At 68.0% G+C, this 20,126-nt stretch carries 20 protein-coding genes and 1 riboswitch; of the genes, 13 read left to right on the forward strand and 7 right to left on the reverse strand.

The window, feature by feature from the left end:
- Positions 1-18 precede the first annotated feature (18 nt).
- Positions 19-876: a ribonuclease Z gene (locus ASE48_RS23915; protein ID WP_057169641.1), complete on the reverse strand. Its 858-nt coding sequence runs from the start codon at positions 874-876 to the stop codon at positions 19-21.
- A 114-nt stretch (positions 877-990) separates the two neighbouring features.
- On the opposite strand from ASE48_RS23915, the gene ASE48_RS23920 reads away from it, so the two are divergent.
- From ASE48_RS23920 to ASE48_RS23945, 6 genes are all read left to right on the forward strand, one after another.
- Positions 991-1,419, forward strand: coding sequence for a CBS domain-containing protein (locus tag ASE48_RS23920; protein ID WP_057170003.1), 429 nt, complete (start codon positions 991-993; stop codon positions 1,417-1,419).
- A gap of 9 nt (positions 1,420-1,428) precedes the next feature.
- The gene (locus ASE48_RS23925) at positions 1,429-2,046 is read left to right on the forward strand and encodes a GNAT family N-acetyltransferase (RefSeq protein ID WP_235571443.1); all 618 of its coding nucleotides are present in this window, start codon (positions 1,429-1,431) and stop codon (positions 2,044-2,046) included.
- Positions 2,035-2,169: riboswitch (cobalamin riboswitch) on the forward strand. (Overlaps the previous gene by 12 nt.)
- A 40-nt stretch (positions 2,170-2,209) precedes the next feature.
- Positions 2,210-3,235 (forward strand): ABC transporter substrate-binding protein, encoded by a 1,026-nt coding sequence (locus ASE48_RS23930; RefSeq protein WP_057170004.1) that lies wholly within the window; start codon positions 2,210-2,212, stop codon positions 3,233-3,235.
- On the forward strand, positions 3,232-4,245 hold the full coding sequence (locus ASE48_RS23935) for an ABC transporter substrate-binding protein (RefSeq protein WP_057169643.1): 1,014 nt from the start codon (positions 3,232-3,234) through the stop codon (positions 4,243-4,245). The genes ASE48_RS23930 and ASE48_RS23935 overlap by 4 nt, the downstream gene beginning before the upstream one ends.
- Positions 4,242-5,267, forward strand: coding sequence for a FecCD family ABC transporter permease (locus ASE48_RS23940; protein ID WP_057169644.1), 1,026 nt, complete (start codon positions 4,242-4,244; stop codon positions 5,265-5,267). Before ASE48_RS23935 ends, ASE48_RS23940 begins: the two co-directional genes overlap by 4 nt.
- The gene (locus tag ASE48_RS23945; protein WP_057169645.1) at positions 5,264-6,019 is read left to right on the forward strand and encodes an ABC transporter ATP-binding protein; all 756 of its coding nucleotides are present in this window, start codon (positions 5,264-5,266) and stop codon (positions 6,017-6,019) included. Before ASE48_RS23940 ends, ASE48_RS23945 begins: the two co-directional genes overlap by 4 nt.
- Here the strand turns inward: ASE48_RS23945 and ASE48_RS23950 are convergent, their stop codons facing one another.
- From ASE48_RS23950 to ASE48_RS23965, 4 genes are read right to left on the reverse strand one after another with little or no spacing between them, the layout of a single operon-like run.
- Entirely contained in the window at positions 6,020-7,414 is a 1,395-nt protein-coding gene (locus tag ASE48_RS23950) for an NtaA/DmoA family FMN-dependent monooxygenase (RefSeq protein ID WP_057170005.1), read from the reverse strand.
- A 35-nt stretch (positions 7,415-7,449) separates the two neighbouring features.
- Entirely contained in the window at positions 7,450-8,376 is a 927-nt protein-coding gene (locus ASE48_RS23955) for a MetQ/NlpA family ABC transporter substrate-binding protein (RefSeq protein WP_057169646.1), read from the reverse strand.
- Between the two features lie 32 nt (positions 8,377-8,408).
- A complete protein-coding gene (locus ASE48_RS23960; RefSeq protein WP_057169647.1) occupies positions 8,409-9,092 on the reverse strand; it encodes a methionine ABC transporter permease in 684 nt (227 codons plus the stop codon).
- Entirely contained in the window at positions 9,089-10,090 is a 1,002-nt protein-coding gene (locus ASE48_RS23965; protein WP_057169648.1) for a methionine ABC transporter ATP-binding protein, read from the reverse strand. The genes ASE48_RS23960 and ASE48_RS23965 overlap by 4 nt, the downstream gene beginning before the upstream one ends.
- Before the next feature lie 242 nt (positions 10,091-10,332).
- On the opposite strand from ASE48_RS23965, the gene ASE48_RS23970 reads away from it, so the two are divergent.
- Positions 10,333-11,415, forward strand: coding sequence for an LLM class flavin-dependent oxidoreductase (locus ASE48_RS23970; protein ID WP_082614382.1), 1,083 nt, complete (start codon positions 10,333-10,335; stop codon positions 11,413-11,415).
- A complete protein-coding gene (locus ASE48_RS23975) occupies positions 11,415-12,530 on the forward strand; it encodes an LLM class flavin-dependent oxidoreductase (protein WP_057169649.1) in 1,116 nt (371 codons plus the stop codon). The genes ASE48_RS23970 and ASE48_RS23975 overlap by 1 nt, the downstream gene beginning before the upstream one ends.
- On the opposite strand, the gene ASE48_RS23980 is transcribed toward ASE48_RS23975, so the two are convergent.
- Entirely contained in the window at positions 12,490-13,071 is a 582-nt protein-coding gene (locus tag ASE48_RS23980) for a type II toxin-antitoxin system PemK/MazF family toxin (RefSeq protein ID WP_057169650.1), read from the reverse strand. The two genes, ASE48_RS23975 and ASE48_RS23980, sit on opposite strands and share 41 nt — an antisense overlap.
- Before the next feature lie 68 nt (positions 13,072-13,139).
- Here ASE48_RS23980 and lepA point away from each other — a divergent pair, with 68 nt between their 5' ends.
- Entirely contained in the window at positions 13,140-15,014 is a 1,875-nt protein-coding gene (gene lepA / locus ASE48_RS23985; RefSeq protein ID WP_082614383.1) for a translation elongation factor 4, read from the forward strand.
- Positions 15,015-15,045: 31 nt separating this feature from the next.
- Positions 15,046-15,768 carry a sensor domain-containing protein gene (locus ASE48_RS23990; RefSeq protein WP_082614384.1) on the forward strand — a complete coding sequence of 241 codons (723 nt, stop codon included), beginning with the start codon at positions 15,046-15,048 and terminating at the stop codon, positions 15,766-15,768.
- On the opposite strand, the gene ASE48_RS23995 is transcribed toward ASE48_RS23990, so the two are convergent.
- Complete coding sequence (locus ASE48_RS23995) at positions 15,761-16,315, reverse strand: TetR/AcrR family transcriptional regulator (RefSeq protein WP_057169652.1); 555 nt, start codon at positions 16,313-16,315, stop codon at positions 15,761-15,763. The genes ASE48_RS23990 and ASE48_RS23995 overlap by 8 nt on opposite strands.
- Positions 16,316-16,401: 86 nt before the next feature.
- Here ASE48_RS23995 and ASE48_RS24000 point away from each other — a divergent pair, with 86 nt between their 5' ends.
- The 3 genes from ASE48_RS24000 to ASE48_RS24010 are packed head-to-tail and all read left to right on the forward strand — an operon-like array spanning position 16,402 to position 20,053.
- A complete protein-coding gene (locus ASE48_RS24000) occupies positions 16,402-17,319 on the forward strand; it encodes a TIGR03564 family F420-dependent LLM class oxidoreductase (RefSeq protein ID WP_057169653.1) in 918 nt (305 codons plus the stop codon).
- 56 nt (positions 17,320-17,375) lie between these two features.
- A complete protein-coding gene (locus ASE48_RS24005) occupies positions 17,376-18,668 on the forward strand; it encodes an NtaA/DmoA family FMN-dependent monooxygenase (RefSeq protein ID WP_057169654.1) in 1,293 nt (430 codons plus the stop codon).
- Entirely contained in the window at positions 18,665-20,053 is a 1,389-nt protein-coding gene (locus tag ASE48_RS24010; RefSeq protein ID WP_057169655.1) for an LLM class flavin-dependent oxidoreductase, read from the forward strand. The genes ASE48_RS24005 and ASE48_RS24010 overlap by 4 nt, the downstream gene beginning before the upstream one ends.
- The last annotated feature ends 73 nt before the right edge of the window (positions 20,054-20,126 follow it).

A 20,126-nucleotide genomic window follows, 5' to 3' on the forward strand; every position in this document is an offset into this window, starting at 1 on the left:
CGACAAAAACTCCACAAATCACCGGGGTTTGGTGCAGACGCCGGGATGGACCTGCACCCGGTGCAGGTCGTCGCCGAGTTCGATCTGGCGGTCGAACACCTCGGCCGCCAGGGCGCGCCACTCCTCGTACTGACCGCGGGCGGGGCTCGGTACGTAGTGGGTGAGGATCAGGATGCCCACCCCGGCGCGGGCGGCGGTATCGGCGGCCTGTTCGACCGATGAGTGGTAGTCGCAGATATCGCGGATCCGCTGCAGCGGCATCGCGTCGACCAGGTCGTGACGGATCGCGGTGTGCACCAAAGCCCCTGCGCCCGCGGCCAGTTCGTCCAGGCTTTCGCACGGCACGGTGTCGCCGGCCAGCACCACCGACGCACCGTCGTGTTCGATGCGAAAGCCGACGGTCGGTGCGACCGGGCGATGGTCGGTCGGCGCGGCCAGAATCCGGACGCCGTCGACATCCCACACCACGCCCTCGGGGTACTCGTGCACCTCGATGGCCGGTGGTGCGGTGAGATCGGCGTGATGGGCGATGCGGTAGCCGATGTCGTGACCGAACGCCGCCAGCGTCGCATCCACGACCTCGGCGGTGCCCGATGGGCCGATGATCTGCAGCGGTGCGGGATTCGGGGCGAACGTGCTGATCCAGCGGGTGATGATCACGTCGCCGAGATCGGCGATGTGATCGCTGTGCAGATGGGTCAGCAGCAGCGCCGTCAGCGTGTTGGCGGCGGATCCGGCGGCGGCCAGCCGCAGCTGGACCCCGCGTCCGCAGTCCACCAGGAAGGTCTGCCCGCCCGCGCGGATCAGCGTCGACGGGCCGGCCCGATCGGGGTCGGGGATGGGGCTGCCGGTGCCCAGGAGCGTCACCTCGATCATGGGCTCAGATATACGCGGGTATCGGCGCGGGTTCCGCACAATCGGCCAAACGGCCACCGATCCGACGTAGCCTGGAATGTGTTCGGGATCACATTCACCGATGGGGAGGGTGCCATGCGTATCGCCGACGTGCTGAAGGCCAAGGGAGCCGCCGTCGCGACGATCACCCCGGAGACACCGGTGGCCGTCCTGCTCACCGGCCTGGTCGACCGCAATATCGGAGCGATGGTGGTCGTCGGCCCGGACGGGCCGGTCGGCATCGTGTCCGAACGCGATGTGGTGCACAAGCTGCACGATCTCGGCGCAGACCTGCTGGGCAGGCCGGTCAGCGACATCATGACCAAACACCTGGTGTTCTGCTCGCCCGAGGACTCGGTGGACAGTCTCAGCGTCGTGATGACCCACAAACGGGTGCGGCACATCCCGGTGCTGGTGGACGGGAAACTGGCCGGCATCGTCAGCATCGGCGACGTGGTCAAGACCCGGATGCAGGAGCTGGAGTCCAGCAAGGAGCAGTTGCAGGCTTACATCACGCAAGGCTGAATGGAGCGCGTGAGCAACACCGACGACGTTGTGGTCCGCCCAGCGGCGCGCGCCGATATCCCTGCGCTGTCCCACGCCCTGGGCCGCGCGTTCTTCGACGACCCGGTGATGGCGTGGCTGCTGCCCGACGCCCGTGCCCGGCGGCGCAAGTTGCCCAAGTTGTTCGCCGCCCTGACCCGTCATCACCACCTGGCCCGCGGTGGGGTGGAGGTCGCGTCGGTCGGGCCGGCCATCGGCGCGGCGGCACTGTGGGATCCGCCGGGTCAGTGGCAGCACACCACCGTCGAGGAGTTGCGTGCCGCGCCGGGCATGCTGCTGACCTTCGGGACCGCGGTGCGTCGCGGTATCCGCGTCACCGAATTGATGAAACGCGAGCATCCCGAAGAACCGCACTGGTATCTGGGCGTGATCGGCAGCGACCCGCAGGTGCGCGGAGCCGGACTCGGGCACGCCCTGATGCGGTCACGGCTGGATCGTTGCGATGCCGAGTTCGCGCCGGCCTATCTGGAGTCGAGCAACCCCGACAACATCGGCTACTACCAGCGGTTCGGTTTCGAGGTGACCGGCGAGATCGGGCTGCCCGACGGCGGGCCCGTCCTGTACCCCATGTGGCGGCATCCACGCTGACCCGATCGCGGTAGAGTGCGGGTGCTGACCTGCAGGGGAATCCGGTGAGAATCCGGAGCTGACGCGCAACGGTATGAGGCCCGACCTCTGAGTCCGAATGCCTGCGGTCGCCGAACCGTCGACGGCCCCGCGCTTGGGCCCTGCACCGAAGGAAGTCACCGCCGTGCGTGTGTTCATCACGCTTGTATCCCTTTCACTCCTCGTCACCGCGTGCAGCCGCACCGAAACGCCCGCCCCGGCACCCGCGGAAGGCGGCACCACCGGTGCCACCAGTTATCCGCTGACACTGCAGAACTGCGGTGTGGAGGTCACCTTCGCGCAGGCGCCGCAGCGCGCGGTGTCGTTGTATCAGGCCTCTACCGAGATCCTGCTCTCGCTCGGTCTGGCCGACCGCATGGTCGGCACCTCCACCTGGTTCGATCCGGTGCTTCCCGAGTTGGCGGCCGACAACGACCGGGTGCCCCGGCTCGCGGACAACGACCCAGGTCTGGAAGCCGTGCTCGATCTGGAACCCGACATCATCACCTCGGCGAGCGCACACACCTTCACCCCGGCGGTCGTCGGGGAACGCGCCCGCCTGGCCGAACTCGGGATACCCACCTACCAGTCGCCGTCGGTGTGCACCGACGCGGTGGTGGAGGGCGAGACGGTGACCCGCACCGCGCCGCTGGAAATGGACACCCTGTTCCGTGAGATCACGGAACTGGCACAGATTTTCGATGTACAGGACCGCGGTGCGCAGCTGGTGGGCGATTTGCGGAAGCGGCTGGGCGACGCGCCGGCGGTCCCGCAGCAGGATGCCACCGTCGCGTTCTGGTTCTCCGGGCTGCGCACGCCCTATCTGGCCGGATGCTGTTCGGCACCCGGCCTCTACGCCCGCGAGGTCGGCGCCACCAACGTGTTCGCCGACGCCAGGGAGGACTGGCCGGAGATCAGCTGGGAGGCACTGGCCGACCGCGACCCCGACGTGCTGGTGCTGGCGGATCTGAGCCGCAAGCGCATCGACGGCGACGCGCTGGACACCAAAATTGCGTTCCTGGAGTCCAATCCGGTGACCCGCACCATGACGGCGGTGCAGCAGGAACGCTATGTCGTGCTGACCGGTTCGGAGCTCGATCCCGGTATCCGGCAGGTCGCCGCCGTCGAGAAGCTCGCCGCGGGCTTCACGACCGCCGGGCAGCCCGGATGATCGGCCGCCGGATCCTCGTCGCGGCCTCGGTGGCGGTGCTGACCGCCTGCGGCCAGCCCGAGGCCCCCGCCGAACGCAGCAATGCAACAGCCGGTTTCCCGATCACGGTGCAGAACTGCGGCCGTGACGTGGTGATCGACGCGCCACCGCAGCGCGCGGTGTCGCTGAACCAGGGCTCCACCGAGATCCTGCTGTCCCTCGGCCTGGCCGACCGTATGGTCGGCACCGCGACGTGGACGGATCCGGTGCGCGAGAACCTCGCCCAGGACAACGCCGGGGTGCCGCAGTTGGCGGTCAACAAACCCTCGCTGGAGACCGTGCTGGACGCCGAACCGGACTTCGTGTCGGCATCGTTCGCCGGGACCCTGGGACCCGGTGGCGTCGCCGACCGCGACCAGTTCGAATCGCTGGGCGTGCCCAGCTATCTGGCGCCCAGTGACTGCGTGGGCAAGGTGTCGGTCAACGCCGACGGTGCCCGCACCGAGCCGTTCACGATGGACGCGATCTACGGCGAGATCCGGGATCTGGCGCGCATCTTCGACGTCACCGAGCGCGGTGAGGAACTGATCGCCGGTCTGGAGCAGCGGATCCAGGACAGCCGGCTCGGCGCCGATGCCGACCTGGCGTACTGGTTCTCCGATATCCGGGCCCCGTACTTCGGCGGCTGCTGCGGTTCACCCGGGGTGATCACCGACACCGTCGGTGCGCGCAACATCTTCGTCGACACCACCGAGGAGTGGCCGCAGGTGAGCTGGGAGGTGATCGCCGACCGCGACCCGGATGTGCTGGTGCTCGCCGACCTGAGCCGGCGCACCATCGACGGCGACGCACTGGCGGCCAAAATCGCATTCCTGGAATCGAATCCGGTGACCTCGCGGCTGACCGCCGTCCAGCAGAAGCGTTACATCGTCGTCAACGGGGCCGATCTGAATCCCTCGATACGGACCGTGGACGGCACCGAGAAGGTGGCCGACGGCCTGCGTCGACTCGGATTCGCCTCCGGCCGTTGACCGTGCGTACGCGATCGCTGCCAGTGCTGTGGGTGCTGGGACTCGCGCTGCTCGTCGTCTCGGCGGCGGTGGCCATCACGATCGGTCCGGCCGCCCTGTCGGTCCGCGACGTGTACGGGATCGTCGCCGAGCATCTGGGCGCCGGTCCGTCGGGCGCCACCCGGATCCAGGACGGCATCGTCTGGCAACTGCGGCTGCCCCGGGTACTGCTGGCCGCGGTGTGCGGTGCGGGCCTGGCGCTGTGCGGGGCGATCCTGCAGTCGTTGCTGCGCAACCCCCTTGCCGATCCGTTCGTGCTCGGGGTTTCCTCGGGCGCCTCGACGGGGGCCGTGCTGATCGCGGTGCTCGGCGTGGGCGCCGGCACGCTCACCCTGTCGAGTGGTGCGTTCGTCGGGGCGGTGCTGTCCTTCGGGGTGGTGCTGCTGCTGGCGTACGCCGCGGGTGGCGGCACCGACCGGGTGGTGCTCGCCGGCGTGGCGGCCACCCAACTGTTCTCGGCACTGACCTCGTTCATCGTGCTGTCCTCGGCCGACGCCGAGCAGACCCGCGGGGTGCTGTTCTGGCTGCTCGGGTCGCTGGCCGGGGTGTCCTGGAACGACGTCGCGGTGTGCAGCGCGGTCGTCGGCGCCGGACTGGTGTGCTGCCTTGCCTACGCACGGACCCTGGACGCCTTCGCCTTCGGCGACGACGCGGCCGCCACGCTCGGAGTGTCGGTGCGGCAGGCGCGGATCGTGCTGCTGGTGATGACCGCGCTGATCACCGCGGCACTGGTCAGCGCCGCAGGCGCGATCGGCTTCGTCGGCCTGGTGCTGCCGCACGCGGCGCGCTTCGTGGTCGGGCCCGCACACCGGCGTCTGCTGCCGACGGTGGCCATCTTCGGCGCGGTGTTCATGGTGTGGGTGGACACGCTGGCCCGCACCGTGTTCGCGCCGCAGGAGCTGCCCACGGGCGTGGTGACGGCACTGCTGGGCGTCCCGGCGTTCGCGCTGATCCTGCTGCGCCGCCGTGGGATACCGGCATGAGCTTGCTCGCGGCCGAGGTCAGCTGGACGCGGTCCGGCCGACTGGTGCTCGACGGTGTCACGGTGGAACCGGCGCCCGGTGCCACGGTGGGACTGCTGGGACCCAACGGCTCCGGCAAATCGTCACTGCTGAAACTGCTGGCCGGGGTGGACCGGCCGAGTCGCGGCACAGTGCACCTCGACGGTGAGCCGCTGGCCCGGATGCCCCGGCGCGCACTGGCCCGCCGGGTGGCGATGGTCGCCCAGCATGCCGAGACCGAACTGCACGTCACGGTGCGCGATGTGGTGCGGCTGGGCCGCATCCCGTACACCGGGATGATCGGCGCGGACCCCGGGGGCGCGGCCGTGGTCGAGGCCGCGCTGGCCGCCACCGGGCTGCGGGACATGACCGACCGGTACTGGCACATGCTCTCGGGCGGGGAGCGCCAGCGGGTCCAGATCGCCAGGGCCCTGGCCCAGGATCCCGATCACCTGCTGCTGGACGAGCCGACCAACCATCTCGACATCGCCCACCAGCTGGAGATCCTGGCACTGGTGCGGAAATTGAACGTCACCACCGTGGTGGCGCTGCACGACCTAAATCTGGCCGCCATGTTCTGCGACCACATCGTGGTGCTTTCCGGTGGCCGGATCGTGGCCACCGGCACGCCCGTCCAGGTGCTCACCGAACGTCTCATCGGCACGGTCTACGGCGTGCGGTGCCGCGTCAGCATCGAGGACGGCCTGCCGCACGTGCGGTTCGCGCGGGAGTGATCAGGCGCTGGTGCTGAGACCCTGTCGCTGGTGCGGTGCGGGCTCCGGCACCTGATCGGCCAGCGAGTTGTCGGTGAACGCCCCGCGGTACCTGGCCGCCGGATGACTCGCCGGCAGGCGGTCGCCGCGTCCGAGTAGCTTCTGGCGCAACGTGCCCGACTTGTCGGTACCGATCAGCCCACGCTCGCGCAGTGTCGGGAACAACCGGTCGGCCACCTCGCGGAACGACTGGGGCACGGTCGCGTGATAGACGTTGATGCCGTCGACGCCGGCCTCGCGCCACTCCTCCAGCCGATCCGCGATCTCCTCGGGAGTGCCGACGACGCGGTTGGCGCCCTCCATCACCCAGGCCATGTCACGGATGGTGGGCTCCTCGTTGCCGGACACCTCGGCGGCCCAGCGCTTGAAGCTCTGGATACCGGTGAATTCGCCGAGCTCACTGATCGGGGTGTCCAGCGGAAGGCCGCCTGCATCGATACCGGCATCGCCGAGCGCGTGCAGGGCGATGCCCTCCAGGTCGAGATACCGTTTGAGTTCGTCATTGCGGCGGATCGCATCGGCATGGCTGTCACCGATGACGAACGACAGCCCCTGGGCGAAGGTGATGTCCTGCGGGTCGCGGCCGTGTTCGGCTGCCAGCGCGCGGGTTTCGCTGGTCAACTTGTAGGCATCGGCCGGTGTCGGGCTGCCGATGTAGACACCCTCGGCGTTACGGGCGGAGAACAGCTGTCCTGCCGGCGACGACCCGGCCTGGAACAGCACCGGTGTGCGCTGCGGGGACGGGGAGGTGAAATGCGGCCCCTCGACGCTGTAGCGCTGTCCGACGTGGTTGATCTTGTGGATCTTCGCCGGATCGGAGTGCACGCTGCGCTCCTTGTCCTGCACCAGCGCGTCCTCATCCCAGGAGCCCTCCCACAGCTTGTAGGCGACATCCAGGTATTCGTAGGCCCACTCGTAGCGCTGGTCGTGGGCCAGGGTGCCTTCGTATCCGAAGCTGCGAAACATGTTGGCGTTGAAGCTGGTGACGATGTTCCAGCCGAGCCGCCCCTCGGTGTAGTGGTCCAGCGAGGACATTTTCCTGGCGAAGTTGAACGGGTGGTCCTGGATGATCGAGCTGGTGAACACGATGCCCAGGTTCTCCGTCGCGGCCGCCAGCGCCGACGCCAGCACCGAGGGATCGTTGACCGGGATCTGGATCCCGGCCTCGACCGACTTGCGCCAGTTGCCGTTCCACGGTGCCCGCAGGCCGAACACGTCGGCGAAGAACAGCAGGTCGTAGCCGGCCTTGTCGACCTCGGCGGCCAGCGACGTCCAGTGCCGCAGCGAGTTGAACTTGTGGTTCTGCGCCTCCGGGGCCCGCCAAAGACCGTGTAGCACATGGGAGGCGGTGTTCATGACGAACGCCGAGTAGTACAGCGGCTTCTTGGTGGTCACGACGTGGATTCCGCGCTCTCGGTACCGGACGCACCGATCGGGCCCAGGGTGTCGCGGATGAGGGCGTTGTCGGTGGTCTCCAGGAACTCGGCGATCTTCGGATCCTGGAAGGTGGCGATCAACTTCTGCACGTTGGGATCGTCGAGGTGCTTGTTGCTGACCACCAGGCCGCCCTCGCTACCTTCCGGCGCGGGGTGCCGGTCCAGGATCTGATCTTCACGCAGTCCCGCGGCGTACACATCGGAGATGTGCACGACGACGGCATCGACATCGGGCAGGCTGCGGGCCAACTGGCCGATGGGTACCTGGACGAACTCGTAATTTTTGGGGTTCGTGGCGACATCACCGAGCTGGGGCAGGCCCGCGACAGTGTCCTTGCCCGGCTTCAGCGTGATCTGGCCGGCCTCGGCCAGGTCGAGCAGCGCGATGGCCTGCCCGGCCGGATCGTCACGCAGCGCGACCTTGGCCCCGCGGGGCAGCTCGTCCCAGCTGTTGTACTTGTCCGAGTAGGTGGCCTGATCCCAGGTGAATGTCGGTGCGGCCAAGGTGAGTTCGAATCCGTTGGCGGCGATGGCATCGTTGAGGAAGGGCTGATGCTCGAAGAAGTTCCCCGCCACGGTGCCCGCGTCGACGGCCCGGTTGATCTCGATCAGATTGTCGATCTGGACCGGCTTGATGGTGATGCCGTGATCGGGGGCAACGTTCTCGGAGATGTAGGCCAGCAGGTTCTCCGCGGCGATATCGGTGCTCCACGTCGCCACCTCGAGTTCGGTGCCGAACGGCTTGTCGCGGTTGGAGAGTTGGCCGTAGGCCACCCCGCCGGCGATGGCGACCACCGCCACCACCGCACCCGCCGCCCAGGGCCAGCGCTTACGTTTCTTGATCTCGATGTCGAGGCCGGGAGTGCCGCTCTGATCTGCCACAGTCGTTCCTTCTGTATATGGGTGTAAGGGGTTCAGCGGGTGAGGGCTTTGACGGCGCGATCCCCGGTGAACTGCACCAGCTGGATGGTGAGGATCAGCGCGATCACCGTGGCGATCATGATGTTGTCGTCGAAGCGGTTGTAGCCGTAGGTGATTGCCAGATGCCCGACACCGCCTGCGCCGATGGACCCGGCGATTGCCGAATACTCGATCATGGCGATGGTGTTCACGGTCAGCGCTCCGGCAAGGGCGGGCAGCGCCTCGGACAACTGCACCGAGCGGATGACCTGAACGTGGGATCCGCCCGACACCAGACCCATGTCGGTGACATCGGAACGGACCTCGCGCAGCGCGTTCTGGACGAGGCGGGCGAAGAACGGCACACCGGCCACTGTCATCGGGACGATGGCCGCCGCCACACCAATGGTGGTGCCGACGATGAACCGCGTGACCGGGATGATGGCCGCCATCAGGATGAGGAAGGGCAGCGACCGGCCGACGTTGACGATGGTGTTGAGCGCGTTGAACACCCGAGGATCCGGGAACAGCCCGAGTGTCGAGGTGTTGTGCAGGATGATGCCGACCGGGGTGCCGATCAGGACGACCAGTGCCATCGTGATGCCCACCATCAGCCAGGTCTGGCCGTAGGCGGGCAGCAGCAGATCGGGAACCCTCGACCACGGCGTGCTGAAGTCCTCCTGGGCCAGATAGTTCACGCGGCTTCCTCATCGGCGACGGCGCTCACGGGGCGCACGTGCAAGCCGCGGTCACGCAGCTGACGCTCGAAACCGGCTGGGGTGCCCGGGGACAGGGCCAGCACCGCGCGGCCCACGGCCACGCCACGGATGGCCTCCACGCTGGCGCTGAGCACGCTGACCTGGGTGCCGGCCAGGCCCGGGATGGACTGAATGGAGGTCAGCCAGTCCAGCGGGACATCGCGGGAGGCATAGGACACCTCCCAGATGTCTCCGGCCCCGCGCAGCGCCACGCTGGGCCGGTCCGGCAGCAGTTCGTGGGCCAGTGGTGATGCCGGATCAAGGATGATGTCCTCGACCGAGCCACTTTCGATGATGCGGCCGTCCTCGATCCGTGCCACCGAGTCGGCGACCTCTCGGACCACCTCCATCTCGTGGGTGATCAGGATGATCGACAGGCCGAACTCGTCGCGAAGATGGCTCAGCAGCTTGAGGATCGACTTCGTGGTGGCCGGGTCCAGACCCGAGGTCGCCTCGTCGGACAGCAGGTTCGACGGACCCAGCGCGAGCGCGCGGGCGATGCCGACACGCTGCTTCTGCCCACCGGAGAGCTGTGCCGGAAAGTAGTCGCGGCGGTCGCCGAGACCGACCCGGTCCAGCAGCTCGGACACCCGCTTGTCCACCGAGCCGTCGGTGGCGTGCAGATACTGCAACGGCAGCGCGATGTTCTGCGCCACGGTGCGGCGCCGCAGCAGCGGCGCGGTCTGGAAGATCACCCCGACACTGCGGCGTGCGGCTACCAGCGCGTCACCGTCGAGGCGGGAGAAGTCCTTTCCGTCCACCCGCACGGTGCCGCTGGTGGGGCGCTCCAGAAAACTGACACAGCGCGACAAAGTGCTCTTACCGGCGCCACTGGGCCCGACCACGGCCAGGATTTCCCCGCTACCGACGGACAACGAGATGTCGTCCAGGACGGTGCGGTCGCCGAACCTCTTGGTCAGGTTCTCGATCTCGATCACAGGAATGCTCTCTTGCTCGAACGGTTTTCGGCCACGCTGCGCTGCACCGCACTGTGAGGCAACGCACATGGGCCCGACCGCAATGGCCCGGCTTGCGGGAAAGGTGGGGTTCGCAAGCGGGCGACGGTCAGGGAACGGAATCAAGCTACGCATGCCGGGGGGCGGGCGGAAGAGTAGAGATCTGGCTGATCCGAACTAGGTCCGGTTTTCTCAAAGTGCTTGGTGGTGAGTACTTTTGTGGCGTGGCAGTCTCGCGCGAACACGATCGTCCCAGGTTCGGGGTGTGGGCCAATGTGCACGGCACGATGGCCGCCCTCGCGCATCCGCAGGATCCCATCGATGCCTCCTGGGCGCGGGTGCGCGACCAGGTGCTGCTGGCAGAACGGCTGGGATTCGATTCGACCCTGATCGCCCAGCACACGATGAATCCGCTGGGCGAACACCTCGACCAGCTGGATGCCTGGAGTGCCGCGGCCGCGCTGGCGGCGCTCACCGACACGATCGAGATCATCGCCGCGGTGAAGCCGTCGATCATCCACCCGACGATCCTGGCCAAGCAGGCCCAGGGCATCCAGGAGATCAGCGGCGGCCGGTTCGCCGTGAACGTGGTCAATGCCTGGTGGATCCCGGATCTGGAACGCTCCGGGATCGGCATGCTGGAGCACGGCGAACGCTACGTGTACGGCACCGAATGGTTGCACGCCGTGCGCTCGCTGCTGTCCGGAGAACGAACGACATTGCGGGGAAAGTACTTTCAGATCGACGATTTCGTCATCCATCCCGCGGGTGTGCGACCGCGTATCTATCTGGGCGGGGAGTCCGAGCAGGCCCGCACCCTGGCCGCCGCAGAAGCCGATGTGCTGTTCCTGAACGGCCAGTCGCCGCAGGACGCCCGCACACTGCTCGACGATGTGCGGCGCCGACCGCGCACCGGGGCGCCGTTGCGATTCGGGATGGCGGGGTTCGTGGTGACCGCGCCGACGGCACACGAGGCGGCCGAAATCATGGATTACCACTGGGAGTTGCAACGCGCCGATCAGGCTCGCCCGGATGACGTCACCGCCAAGTTCGGGCGCGACACCGATCCGGCGTCACCGATGTGGCAGCGGCTCAGTGCCCTTCCGCATGTCGGCCCCAACGGGGGCACCGCCGCCGGGCTCGTCGGCGACTACGACACCGTGGCACGGCGCATCGTGGACTGGTTCGGCGACGGTATCGAGACATTCATGTTGGCGTTCCAGCCTTTCGAGGCGGAGATGGAACGCTTTGCGGCCGAAGTGATGCCGCGCGTGGACGATCTACTGGAGAACGCGAGGGTCGCTTGATGAAGTTCCACTGGTATCTGCCGACGCACGGGGACACCACCACCATCGCGGACAACCGGGGCAGCTCCTCGCAGCGGGTGCAGTCGCATCTGCAGCCGACGCTGGAGAACCTGACCGCGTTGGTGCGCAGCGCCGAGGACCTCGGCTTCGAGGCGGCACTCACACCGACCGGCTCGCACTGCGAGGACTCCTGGCTGGCCACCGCCGCGCTGGCGCAGCACAGCCGCCGGCTCAAGTTCCTGGTGGCGTTCCGGCCGGGGGTGCTGTCGCCGACGCTGGCCGCCCAGCAGGTCAGCACCTACCAGCGTTTCACCGGAAATCGGTTGGCGCTCAACATCGTCACCGGCGGTGACGACCTGGAGATGCGCCGCTACGGCGACGGCGTCGACAAGGCCGCCCGGTACCGGCGCACCGGTGAGTTCCTCGCGGTGGTGCGCGGGGCCTGGAGCAACCCCGAGTTCACCTTCCACGGCGAGTTCTACGATGTGGAGGCGGCCAGGATAGCCTACCCGGTGGTCACCCTGCCGACCATCTACTTCGGTGGGTCCTCCCCGGAGGCCATCGAGGTCGCCGCCGAGCACGCCGACGTCTACCTCACCTGGGGTGAGCCCCCCGAGCAGGTCGCCGAGAAGATCGAGCGGGTGCGTGCCGCGGCCGCGAAACGCGGCCGGGAGCTGAAGTTCGGTCTGCGCCTGCACACCGTCGCGCGCGCAGACGAGGAGCAGGCGTGGCAGCGCGCCGACGAACTGATCGCCGGACTGTCCGCCGAGGAGGTGCGTCGCGCCCACGAGCGCTACCTGGCCAGCGGATCGGAGGGGCAGCGCCGGATGGCGGCACTGACCACCGGCGAATTGGTGGATGCGCGCAGCCTTGAGGTGCATCCCGGTCTGTGGGCCGGGCCGAGTCTGCTGCGCGACGGCGCGGGGACCGCGGCGATCGGGAGCTATCAGCAGGTGGCCGACGTGTTCGCCGAGTACGCCGGCCTCGGCATCAGCGAGTTCGTGTTGTCGGGATACCCGCAGGCCGACGAGATCCGCCACGTTGGCGAGGGCGTACTGCCGCTGGTGCGCGAACTCAGCTCCAGGAGAACTCGGCCCGCAGCCGCGTCGCGATGATCTCGAAGCGATCCTTGTCGAGGACGGCGCCCTCACGCCGGATACCGTCCTCGGGCACGTCGAGCACCCGGTCCAGGCGCACCCAGGAGGGCCGGCCGTCGTAGTCCCAGTTGCCCGCCCCGATCCCGACCCACTGGTCGTCGTGGGCGTGGTGGTCCTGGCTGGACAGCATGAGCCCCAGCAGGGTGCGCTGGTCACGGCCCACCACCAGCACCGGGCGGTCCTTGCCGCGGGTCGGATCGTCCTCGTAGACCACCCAGGTCCAGACGATCTCGCCCGGATCGGCCCGGCCGTCCAGGTCGGGGGAGTAGGCGATGCGCCGGGCCCGCTGCGCGGTGGGCACGCTGGCGCTGGTCACCGGCCGTCCGCTGGTGAGAGCGACCGGCGACGGGTTGGCCTGGGCCGCGAGTGCCTCCATACCGATCTTGAGGCCCTGCTGGAGGACGCGCTCGGGGTTGGGCAGCTGGCGGATGAGTTTCGGGGCCTCGTTGAACACGAGGTTCTCCGCGAACCTCTGGAAGGCCTTCCACTGGGACGCCATAGCCGCCAAGCATAGCGAGGCCAGGCACGCCCGATTGTGTCCAAGGGGCTCGCTGTCGATACCCTGGGATAACACGATCGCGCCAGGACCAGGAGATTCCCATCAGCAGTTTCGCCGACAAGACGTTCACCGCGCCGGCGCAGATACGGAACTTCTGCATCATCGCCCATATCGACCACGGCAAGTCGACGCTGGCCGACCGCATGCTCGGAATCACCGGGGTCGTCGCCGACCGCGATATGCGGGCCCAGTACCTGGACCGGATGGATATCGAGCGCGAACGCGGCATCACCATCAAGGCGCAGAACGTCCGGCTGCCGTGGCAGGTCAACGGCGAAGACTTCGTTTTGCACCTGATCGACACCCCTGGCCACGTCGACTTCACCTACGAGGTGTCGCGCGCGCTGGAGGCCTGCGAGGGCGCGGTGCTGCTGGTCGACGCCGCTCAGGGCATCGAGGCGCAGACGCTGGCCAACCTGTACCTGGCCCTGGACCGGGATTTGACCATCATCCCGGTGCTCAACAAGATCGACCTGCCCGCCGCCGACCCGGACCGCTACGCCGGCGAGATCGCCCACATCATCGGCTGCGAACCCAGCGATGTGCTGCGGGTGTCCGGTAAGACCGGGGTGGGCGTGCGGGAGCTGCTCGACGAGGTGGTGCGCCTGATCCCGGCCCCGGTCGGCAAGGACGACGCGCCCGCGCGGGCGATGATCTTCGACTCGGTCTATGACATCTACCGCGGTGTGGTGACCTACGTCCGGGTGGTGGACGGCAAGCTCAATCCCCGCGAGAAGATCAAGATGATGTCGACCGGAGCGACACACGAGCTGCTCGAGGTCGGCATCGTCTCGCCGGATCCCAAGGCCTCGGACGGGCTCGGCGTCGGCGAGGTGGGTTACCTCATCACGGGTGTGAAGGACGTCCGGCAGTCCAAGGTCGGCGACACCGTCACCACGGCGCGCCACGGCGCCACCGAAGCGCTGGTCGGCTACCGCGAACCGCGGCCGATGGTCTACTCGGGCCTGTACCCGGTGGACGGCTCGGACTATCCCGTACTGCGCGAGGCCCTGGACAAGCTGCAGCTCAACGACGCGGCGCTGACCTACGAACCGGAGACCTCGGTGGCGCTCGGGTTCGGGTTCCGCTGCGGGTTCCTGGGTCTGCTGCACATGGAGATCACCCGGGAGCGGCTGGAGCGCGAGTTCAATCTCGACCTGATCTCCACGGCACCCAACGTCGTCTACCGCGTGGTCAAAGAGGACAACACGGAGATGATCGTCACCAACCCGTCGGACTGGCCCGAGGGCAAGGTCCGTGCCGTCTACGAGCCGGTGGTGAAGACGACGGTGATCGCGCCCAGCGAGTTCATCGGCACCATCATGGAGCTCTGCCAGGCCCGCCGCGGTGAACTGGGCGGGATGGACTACCTGTCGCCGGAGCGCGTGGAACTGCGCTACACGATGCCGCTCGGCGAGATCATCTTCGATTTCTTCGACTCGCTGAAATCGCGCACCCGCGGCTACGCCAGCCTGGATTACGAGGAGGCCGGCGAGCAGGAGGCCGAACTGGTGAAGGTCGACATCCTGCTGCAGGGTGAGGCCGTCGACGCGTTCAGCGCGATCGTGCACAAGGACGGCGCCGCTGCCTATGGCAACAAGATGACCACCAAGCTCAAGGAGCTCATCCCACGCCAGCAGTTCGAGGTGCCCATCCAGGCGGCCATCGGATCGAGAATCATTGCCCGCGAGAACATCCGGGCCATCCGCAAGGACGTGCTGTCCAAGTGCTACGGCGGTGACATCACCCGTAAGCGCAAGCTGCTGGAGAAGCAGAAAGAGGGCAAGAAGCGGATGAAGACGATCGGCCGGGTCGAGGTGCCCCAGGAGGCCTTCGTCGCGGCGCTGTCGACCGACGCGGCCGGAGACAAAGCGAAGAAGTGACTCCGGGCGCGCCATCGGTCACAATGACGCGGTGAACAGTGCCGCAGGATCGCCGCGCGTGCGGTATGCCCGTCATGCCCTCGTCGCCGTGTCGATCGGATGCGCGCTGCTGACCGGGTGTTCGAGCACCGTCACCGGTCAGGCCGTCCGGGATGAGAACGCGGCGCCCGTGGACGCGCCGCCACTGAAGGAGAGCCAGCTCGACGACGTGCTGCTGTCCATCGGGGACATCAACGACATCATGGGCTCGGACAGCATGGAGATCACCGGCGAGCTCGACCAGATGGTGGATCACTCCGGCGACGTGTCCGAACCGGATTGCCTCGGTTCGATCTTCGGCGCCGAGCAGCCGGTCTACGGGGACAGCGGGTACACCGCGGTCCGCGACCAGGTGTCCCGCGAACCCGATGAGGACAACGCGCACTGGGTGGAACAGACCGCGGTGCTCTACCCGTCGGCGGACAAGGCGCAGCGGTTCTTCGACAACGCCCGGTCCGGCTGGGACGCGTGCGCCGGCACGTCGATCGCCATCGACGACGGAACGGACAGCTACACCTGGCAGATCGAGGATCTGACCGCCACCGACGCTGTGCTCACCCAGATCACCACCCAGGACGACGCCGACGGCTGGGAGTGCCAGCATGCGCTGTCGGCGGTCACCAATGTGATCGTGGAAGCCTGGGCGTGCAGCTACGGCGCGGGCGACGAGGCCGCCGATATCGCGGCGAAGATGGTCGAGAACGCCGTCACCTAGCCGCCTGCAGCCCGTTGATCACCACGCGCAGCAGCCGGGCGCGCTGATCCGCGTCGCGATGGGGCTGTTCGCCGACCCAGGCGATGGCCGCGGCCATGTCGAGCACATCGTCGATGTGGGTATCCCGGTGCACCAGACCGGCTTTGGCGGCACGGGCGATGAGCGCGCCACCGGCGTCGCGGGCCATCCGGCAGGTACTCGATTCGCCGGCCGGCGGGCTGGCCAGGGTGCGGGCCAGCCCTTCGAAGACACCGCCCTGTTCCACATAGGCGGTCAGCCACCGGTGCAGCGCCTCCAGCGGGTCATCGGATTCGAGCAGTTCGGCGCCGAGGTCGCGGATGCCGATCAGGCCGTCGTCGATCACGGCCAACACCAGTTGATCGCGGGTGGGGAAGTGCCGGTAGAGGGTTCCCGGGCCGACCCCGGCGGCGCGGGCCACCTCGTCGAGGGAGGCCGTCACGCCGTGCGCGCCGAAGGCCTCGCGGGCGGCGTCCAGCAGCAGTTGACGGTTGCGGGCGGCGTCGGCGCGTAACGGGCGGGCCGTCATCGGTTCTCGCTTCCTCTGGACAAGCGGAGACTGTCTCCATATATTGATCGGAGGCAGTCTCCGAATCATATCGAGGTGTTCCCGCCATGAAAATCAGTCTCACCGTTCTACCCGATCCCACCGGGTTCCCCGGCGTCCTGGAGGCTGTGCGCCACGCCGCCGGCGCCGGATTTCCGCGGGTGTGGTTCCCGCAGTTGCCGCCGTCCCCGGACATGGCCGGCTGGGACGCGCTGACCACGCTGGGCCTGGCGGGCGCGGCGGTGCCGCAGGTCGAATTGGGCTCCGCGGTGGTGGTGGCCCAGACCCAGCATCCATTGGCACTGGCACGACAGGCGCTGACGGTCTCGGCCGCCACCGGCGGCCGGCTGATCCTGGGGATCGGTGTCAGCCACCGCGTCCTGGTGACCGACGTGTTCGGCTATGACTACGACGCGCCGGCCGCTTATCTGCGCGAGTACCTGCAGGTGCTGGGACCGGCGCTGCGCGGCGAACCGGTGGATCACCACGGTGCGCGGATCACCGCGGTCGGCCAGTTCGGGCTGCCCGGCGCACCCGCGCCGCCGGTCCTCGCCGCGGCGCTGGGACCACGGATGCTGGATCTGGCCGGCGAACTCACCGAGGGCACCGTGACCGCCTGGACTGGGCTGAAAGTCGTTGACAGTCACATCGTTCCGCGAATCGGCGCGGCGGCCGAGCGGTTCGGCAGACCCTCCCCGCAGGTGGTGGTCGGCCTGCCGGTCAGCGTCACGTCGGATGTGGCGGCCGCGCGCGCCGAGATCGCGGGCATGTTCAATCCGGGTGACCTGCCCGCATACCGGGCGATGCTGGACCGCGAAGGCGTCGACGACGTCGCCGACATCTGCGTGTTCGGCGACGAGGAGTCGGTGCTGGCCCAGCTGCGCCGGTTCGCGGCTGCCGGCGCCACCGAGTTCAGCGGGTTCACGATCGGGGATCCGCAGACCCAGGCCCGCACCGTCGAAGTGCTGGCCGCGTACCGGGATTGAGTTCTCGACGCGTTTAACCCGTTTCACCTCGTGGCAACGTCGGTACCGTCGCCGCAGTGACTCGTGAAGTGCATCTGTTGGCCTTCGGCAACACCCGGTCGGCGGGGCCGTGGCGGCACCCCGACGTCGACAACAGCACCGCAGGTGTGCGCCGACGTCTGATCCGCCACGCCCAGACCGCCGAGGCCGGCACCTTCGACGCGCTGTTCTTCGCCGACGGCCTCAACTACGGTCCGCCGGCCACCTGGGCCTACAAGACCACCGAGGATTTCGAACCGCTGACGGCCACGGCGGCGCTGTCCTCGGTCACCGAGCGGATCGGCCTGGTGGTCACCGGGTCGGCGACCCTGCAACACCCATACCACCTTGCCCGTCAGCTTCTTTCGCTGGATCACCTGAGCCTGGGCCGGGCGGGCTGGAACCTGGTCACCAGCTTCGCAGCAGCGGCCGCCGACAACTTCAGCGCCCGCGGTGTCGTCGATCACGATGAGCGGTATCGGGTGGCCGAGGAAGCCATCGAGGTGGTGAAGAAGCTCTGGGCTTCCTGGTCCGAGGACACCATCGTGGAGGACCGGGCCGCCGGAGTCTTCAACGATGTCAGCAAGATCGAAGTACCGGAGCACCACGGCCGGTACTTCGATGTGAAGGGCCCGATCGGGGCCGCGCGCTCGACGCAGGGCCGGCCGGTCATCTTCCAGGCCGGATCATCGAACACCGGAAGGACATTCGCGGCCACCCACGCCGAGGTGATCTTCACCAGCCACGGAAACAAGGCCCGCGGCCAGGAGTTCTACCGGCAGATCCACGCCGAAGCCCGTGCCCTGGGCCGCTCCACGCCGCCGCTGATCACCCCCTCGCTGCGGTATGTCATCGGGTCCACCGAGGACGAGGCGCAGCGCGCCGAACGCGAGGAGTACCAGTACTTCAGCCCCGAGTATCAGGCGGGCTGGCTGCTGGAGGTGGACGTCGATGTCACTGGAGCCGACCTGGACGGCCCGGTGCCCGCCTCGGCATTCCCGGACAGCACCGAAACCCACCAGACCGCGCTCGCCGGCTATCGGGCGCTCGCCGCGGACGGTAACCCGACGGTGCGGGAGTTCCTGTACAAGACCGTGAACGGTTGGGGCGCCTCGGTTGTCGGCACCCCCGAGCGGATCGCCGACCAGATCGAGGACTGGTTCACCGATGGCGCCGCCGACGGTTTCGTGCTGCGCGACAGCGGACTGCCCGGCCAGGAGGAACTGTTCGTCGAACAGGTGGTGCCGGTGCTGCGCAAGCGCGGGCTGTTCCGTCACGAGTACACGGGCACCACCCTGCGCTCGCACCTCGGCCTGGACGTGCCGGCGTGACCGATCCGTTCGTGCTCGCCGCCTTCACCATGTCCACGGTGTCGCACGGCAACTTCGGGCTGTGGCGCCACCCCGAGGACCAGACCTCCCGGTACACCGACATCCGCTACTGGGTGGCGCTGGCCGAACTGCTCGACGCGGGTGGCTTCGACGCGCTGTTCATCGCCGACGCCGTCGGACAGCTCGATGTGTTCGGCGGTGACGCCGATGCCGCCCTGACCCGTGGTGTGCAGACACCGGTCACCGATCCGCTGCTCGCGGTGTCGGCGATGGCGGCCGCGACAACCCATCTGGGCTTCGGCGTGACGGTGTCGACGACCTACGAGAGCCCCTACCTGCTGGCCCGCAAGTTCAGCACGCTGGACCATCTGACCGGCGGCCGGGTCGGCTGGAACATCGTCACCTCGCTGCTGGACAGCGCGGCCCGCAACATCATCGGGCGCGACCGGCAGATCCCGCACGACGAGCGCTACGCGATGGCCCAGGAATTCCTCGAGGTCACCTACAAGCTGTGGGAGGACTCCTGGGAGGCGGACGCGGTGCTCCGCGACCGCGACCGCGGCATCTACACCGACGCCGCCAAAGTCCACGCCATCGGTCACGAGGGCACGTACTTCCAGGTGCCCGGAGCACATCTGGTGGAACCTTCGCCGCAACGCACCCCGGTGCTCTTCCAGGCCGGCACCTCCCCGGCAGGGCGCGAATTCGCGGCGCGCAACGCCGAACTGGTCTTCGCCAGCGACCCGCGCCCACAGGTGTTGCGGGCCAATATCGAGGACATCCGCCGGCGAGCGGTGGCCCACGGGCGCCGGCCCGACTCGATCAAGTTCCTGACCTCCGTCGAGATCGTCACCGACAGCACGGATTCCGCCGCCCGCGCCAAGGCCGCCGACCTGGCGAAGTATCACGACCTGGAAGCGGGCCTGGTGCTGCTGTCGGCGCTCAGCGGCGTGGACTGGTCGGAGTACGGGGTGGACCGCCCGATCGAACAGTTCGACACCGACGCCAGTCGATCCATTCTGGCCGCAGTGGACGGGGCCGGGGACCGGCACCGGATCACCCTGCGCGACTACGTCGGTGAGCTCGGCGGTTTCGGCGGGCAACTGTTCGTCGGATCCGCTGGCACGGTGGCCGACGAACTGGAGGCCTACGCCGAGAGCACCGGTATCGACGGTTTCAACATCACCTATCACGTCACGCCCGGCAGCTTCGCCGATGTCGCCGATCACCTGATCCCCGAACTGCGTCGCCGTGGGCGCGCCCGCGAGGCCGGCGAGGCGACCACGCTGCGGGAGCGGCTGTTCGGAGGGGCGGCGCTGCTGCCCGATGACCACCCTGGCGCGGGTTTCCGGTTGGTAAAAGAATCGCGTCGATCCGATAGCTGATGTCTGAGAGCATTCTCAGGCATCGTCATCGTGACATCAATATCTCTTTAAACAACTGCGCGTCAGAAGATTT

Source organism: Mycobacterium sp. Root265, assembly GCF_001428895.1.
Taxonomy (GTDB): Bacteria; Actinomycetota; Actinomycetes; order Mycobacteriales; family Mycobacteriaceae; genus Mycobacterium.

Bases quoted from the DNA above. Each gene is read 5' to 3' on its own strand.
- ASE48_RS23945 (WP_057169645.1), top strand. From the start codon at position 5,264: ATGAGCTTGCTCGCGGCCGAGGTCAGCTGGACGCGGTCCGGCCGACTG.
- ASE48_RS23935 (WP_057169643.1), top strand. From the start codon at position 3,232: ATGATCGGCCGCCGGATCCTCGTCGCGGCCTCGGTGGCGGTGCTGACC.
- ASE48_RS23975 (WP_057169649.1), top strand. From the start codon at position 11,415: ATGAAGTTCCACTGGTATCTGCCGACGCACGGGGACACCACCACCATC.
- ASE48_RS23995 (WP_057169652.1), bottom strand. From the start codon at position 16,315: ATGACGGCCCGCCCGTTACGCGCCGACGCCGCCCGCAACCGTCAACTG.
- ASE48_RS24000 (WP_057169653.1), top strand. From the start codon at position 16,402: ATGAAAATCAGTCTCACCGTTCTACCCGATCCCACCGGGTTCCCCGGC.
- ASE48_RS23915 (WP_057169641.1), bottom strand. From the start codon at position 876: ATGATCGAGGTGACGCTCCTGGGCACCGGCAGCCCCATCCCCGACCCC.
- ASE48_RS23950 (WP_057170005.1), bottom strand. From the start codon at position 7,414: ATGAACACCGCCTCCCATGTGCTACACGGTCTTTGGCGGGCCCCGGAG.
- ASE48_RS23920 (WP_057170003.1), top strand. From the start codon at position 991: ATGCGTATCGCCGACGTGCTGAAGGCCAAGGGAGCCGCCGTCGCGACG.
- ASE48_RS23980 (WP_057169650.1), bottom strand. From the start codon at position 13,071: ATGGCGTCCCAGTGGAAGGCCTTCCAGAGGTTCGCGGAGAACCTCGTG.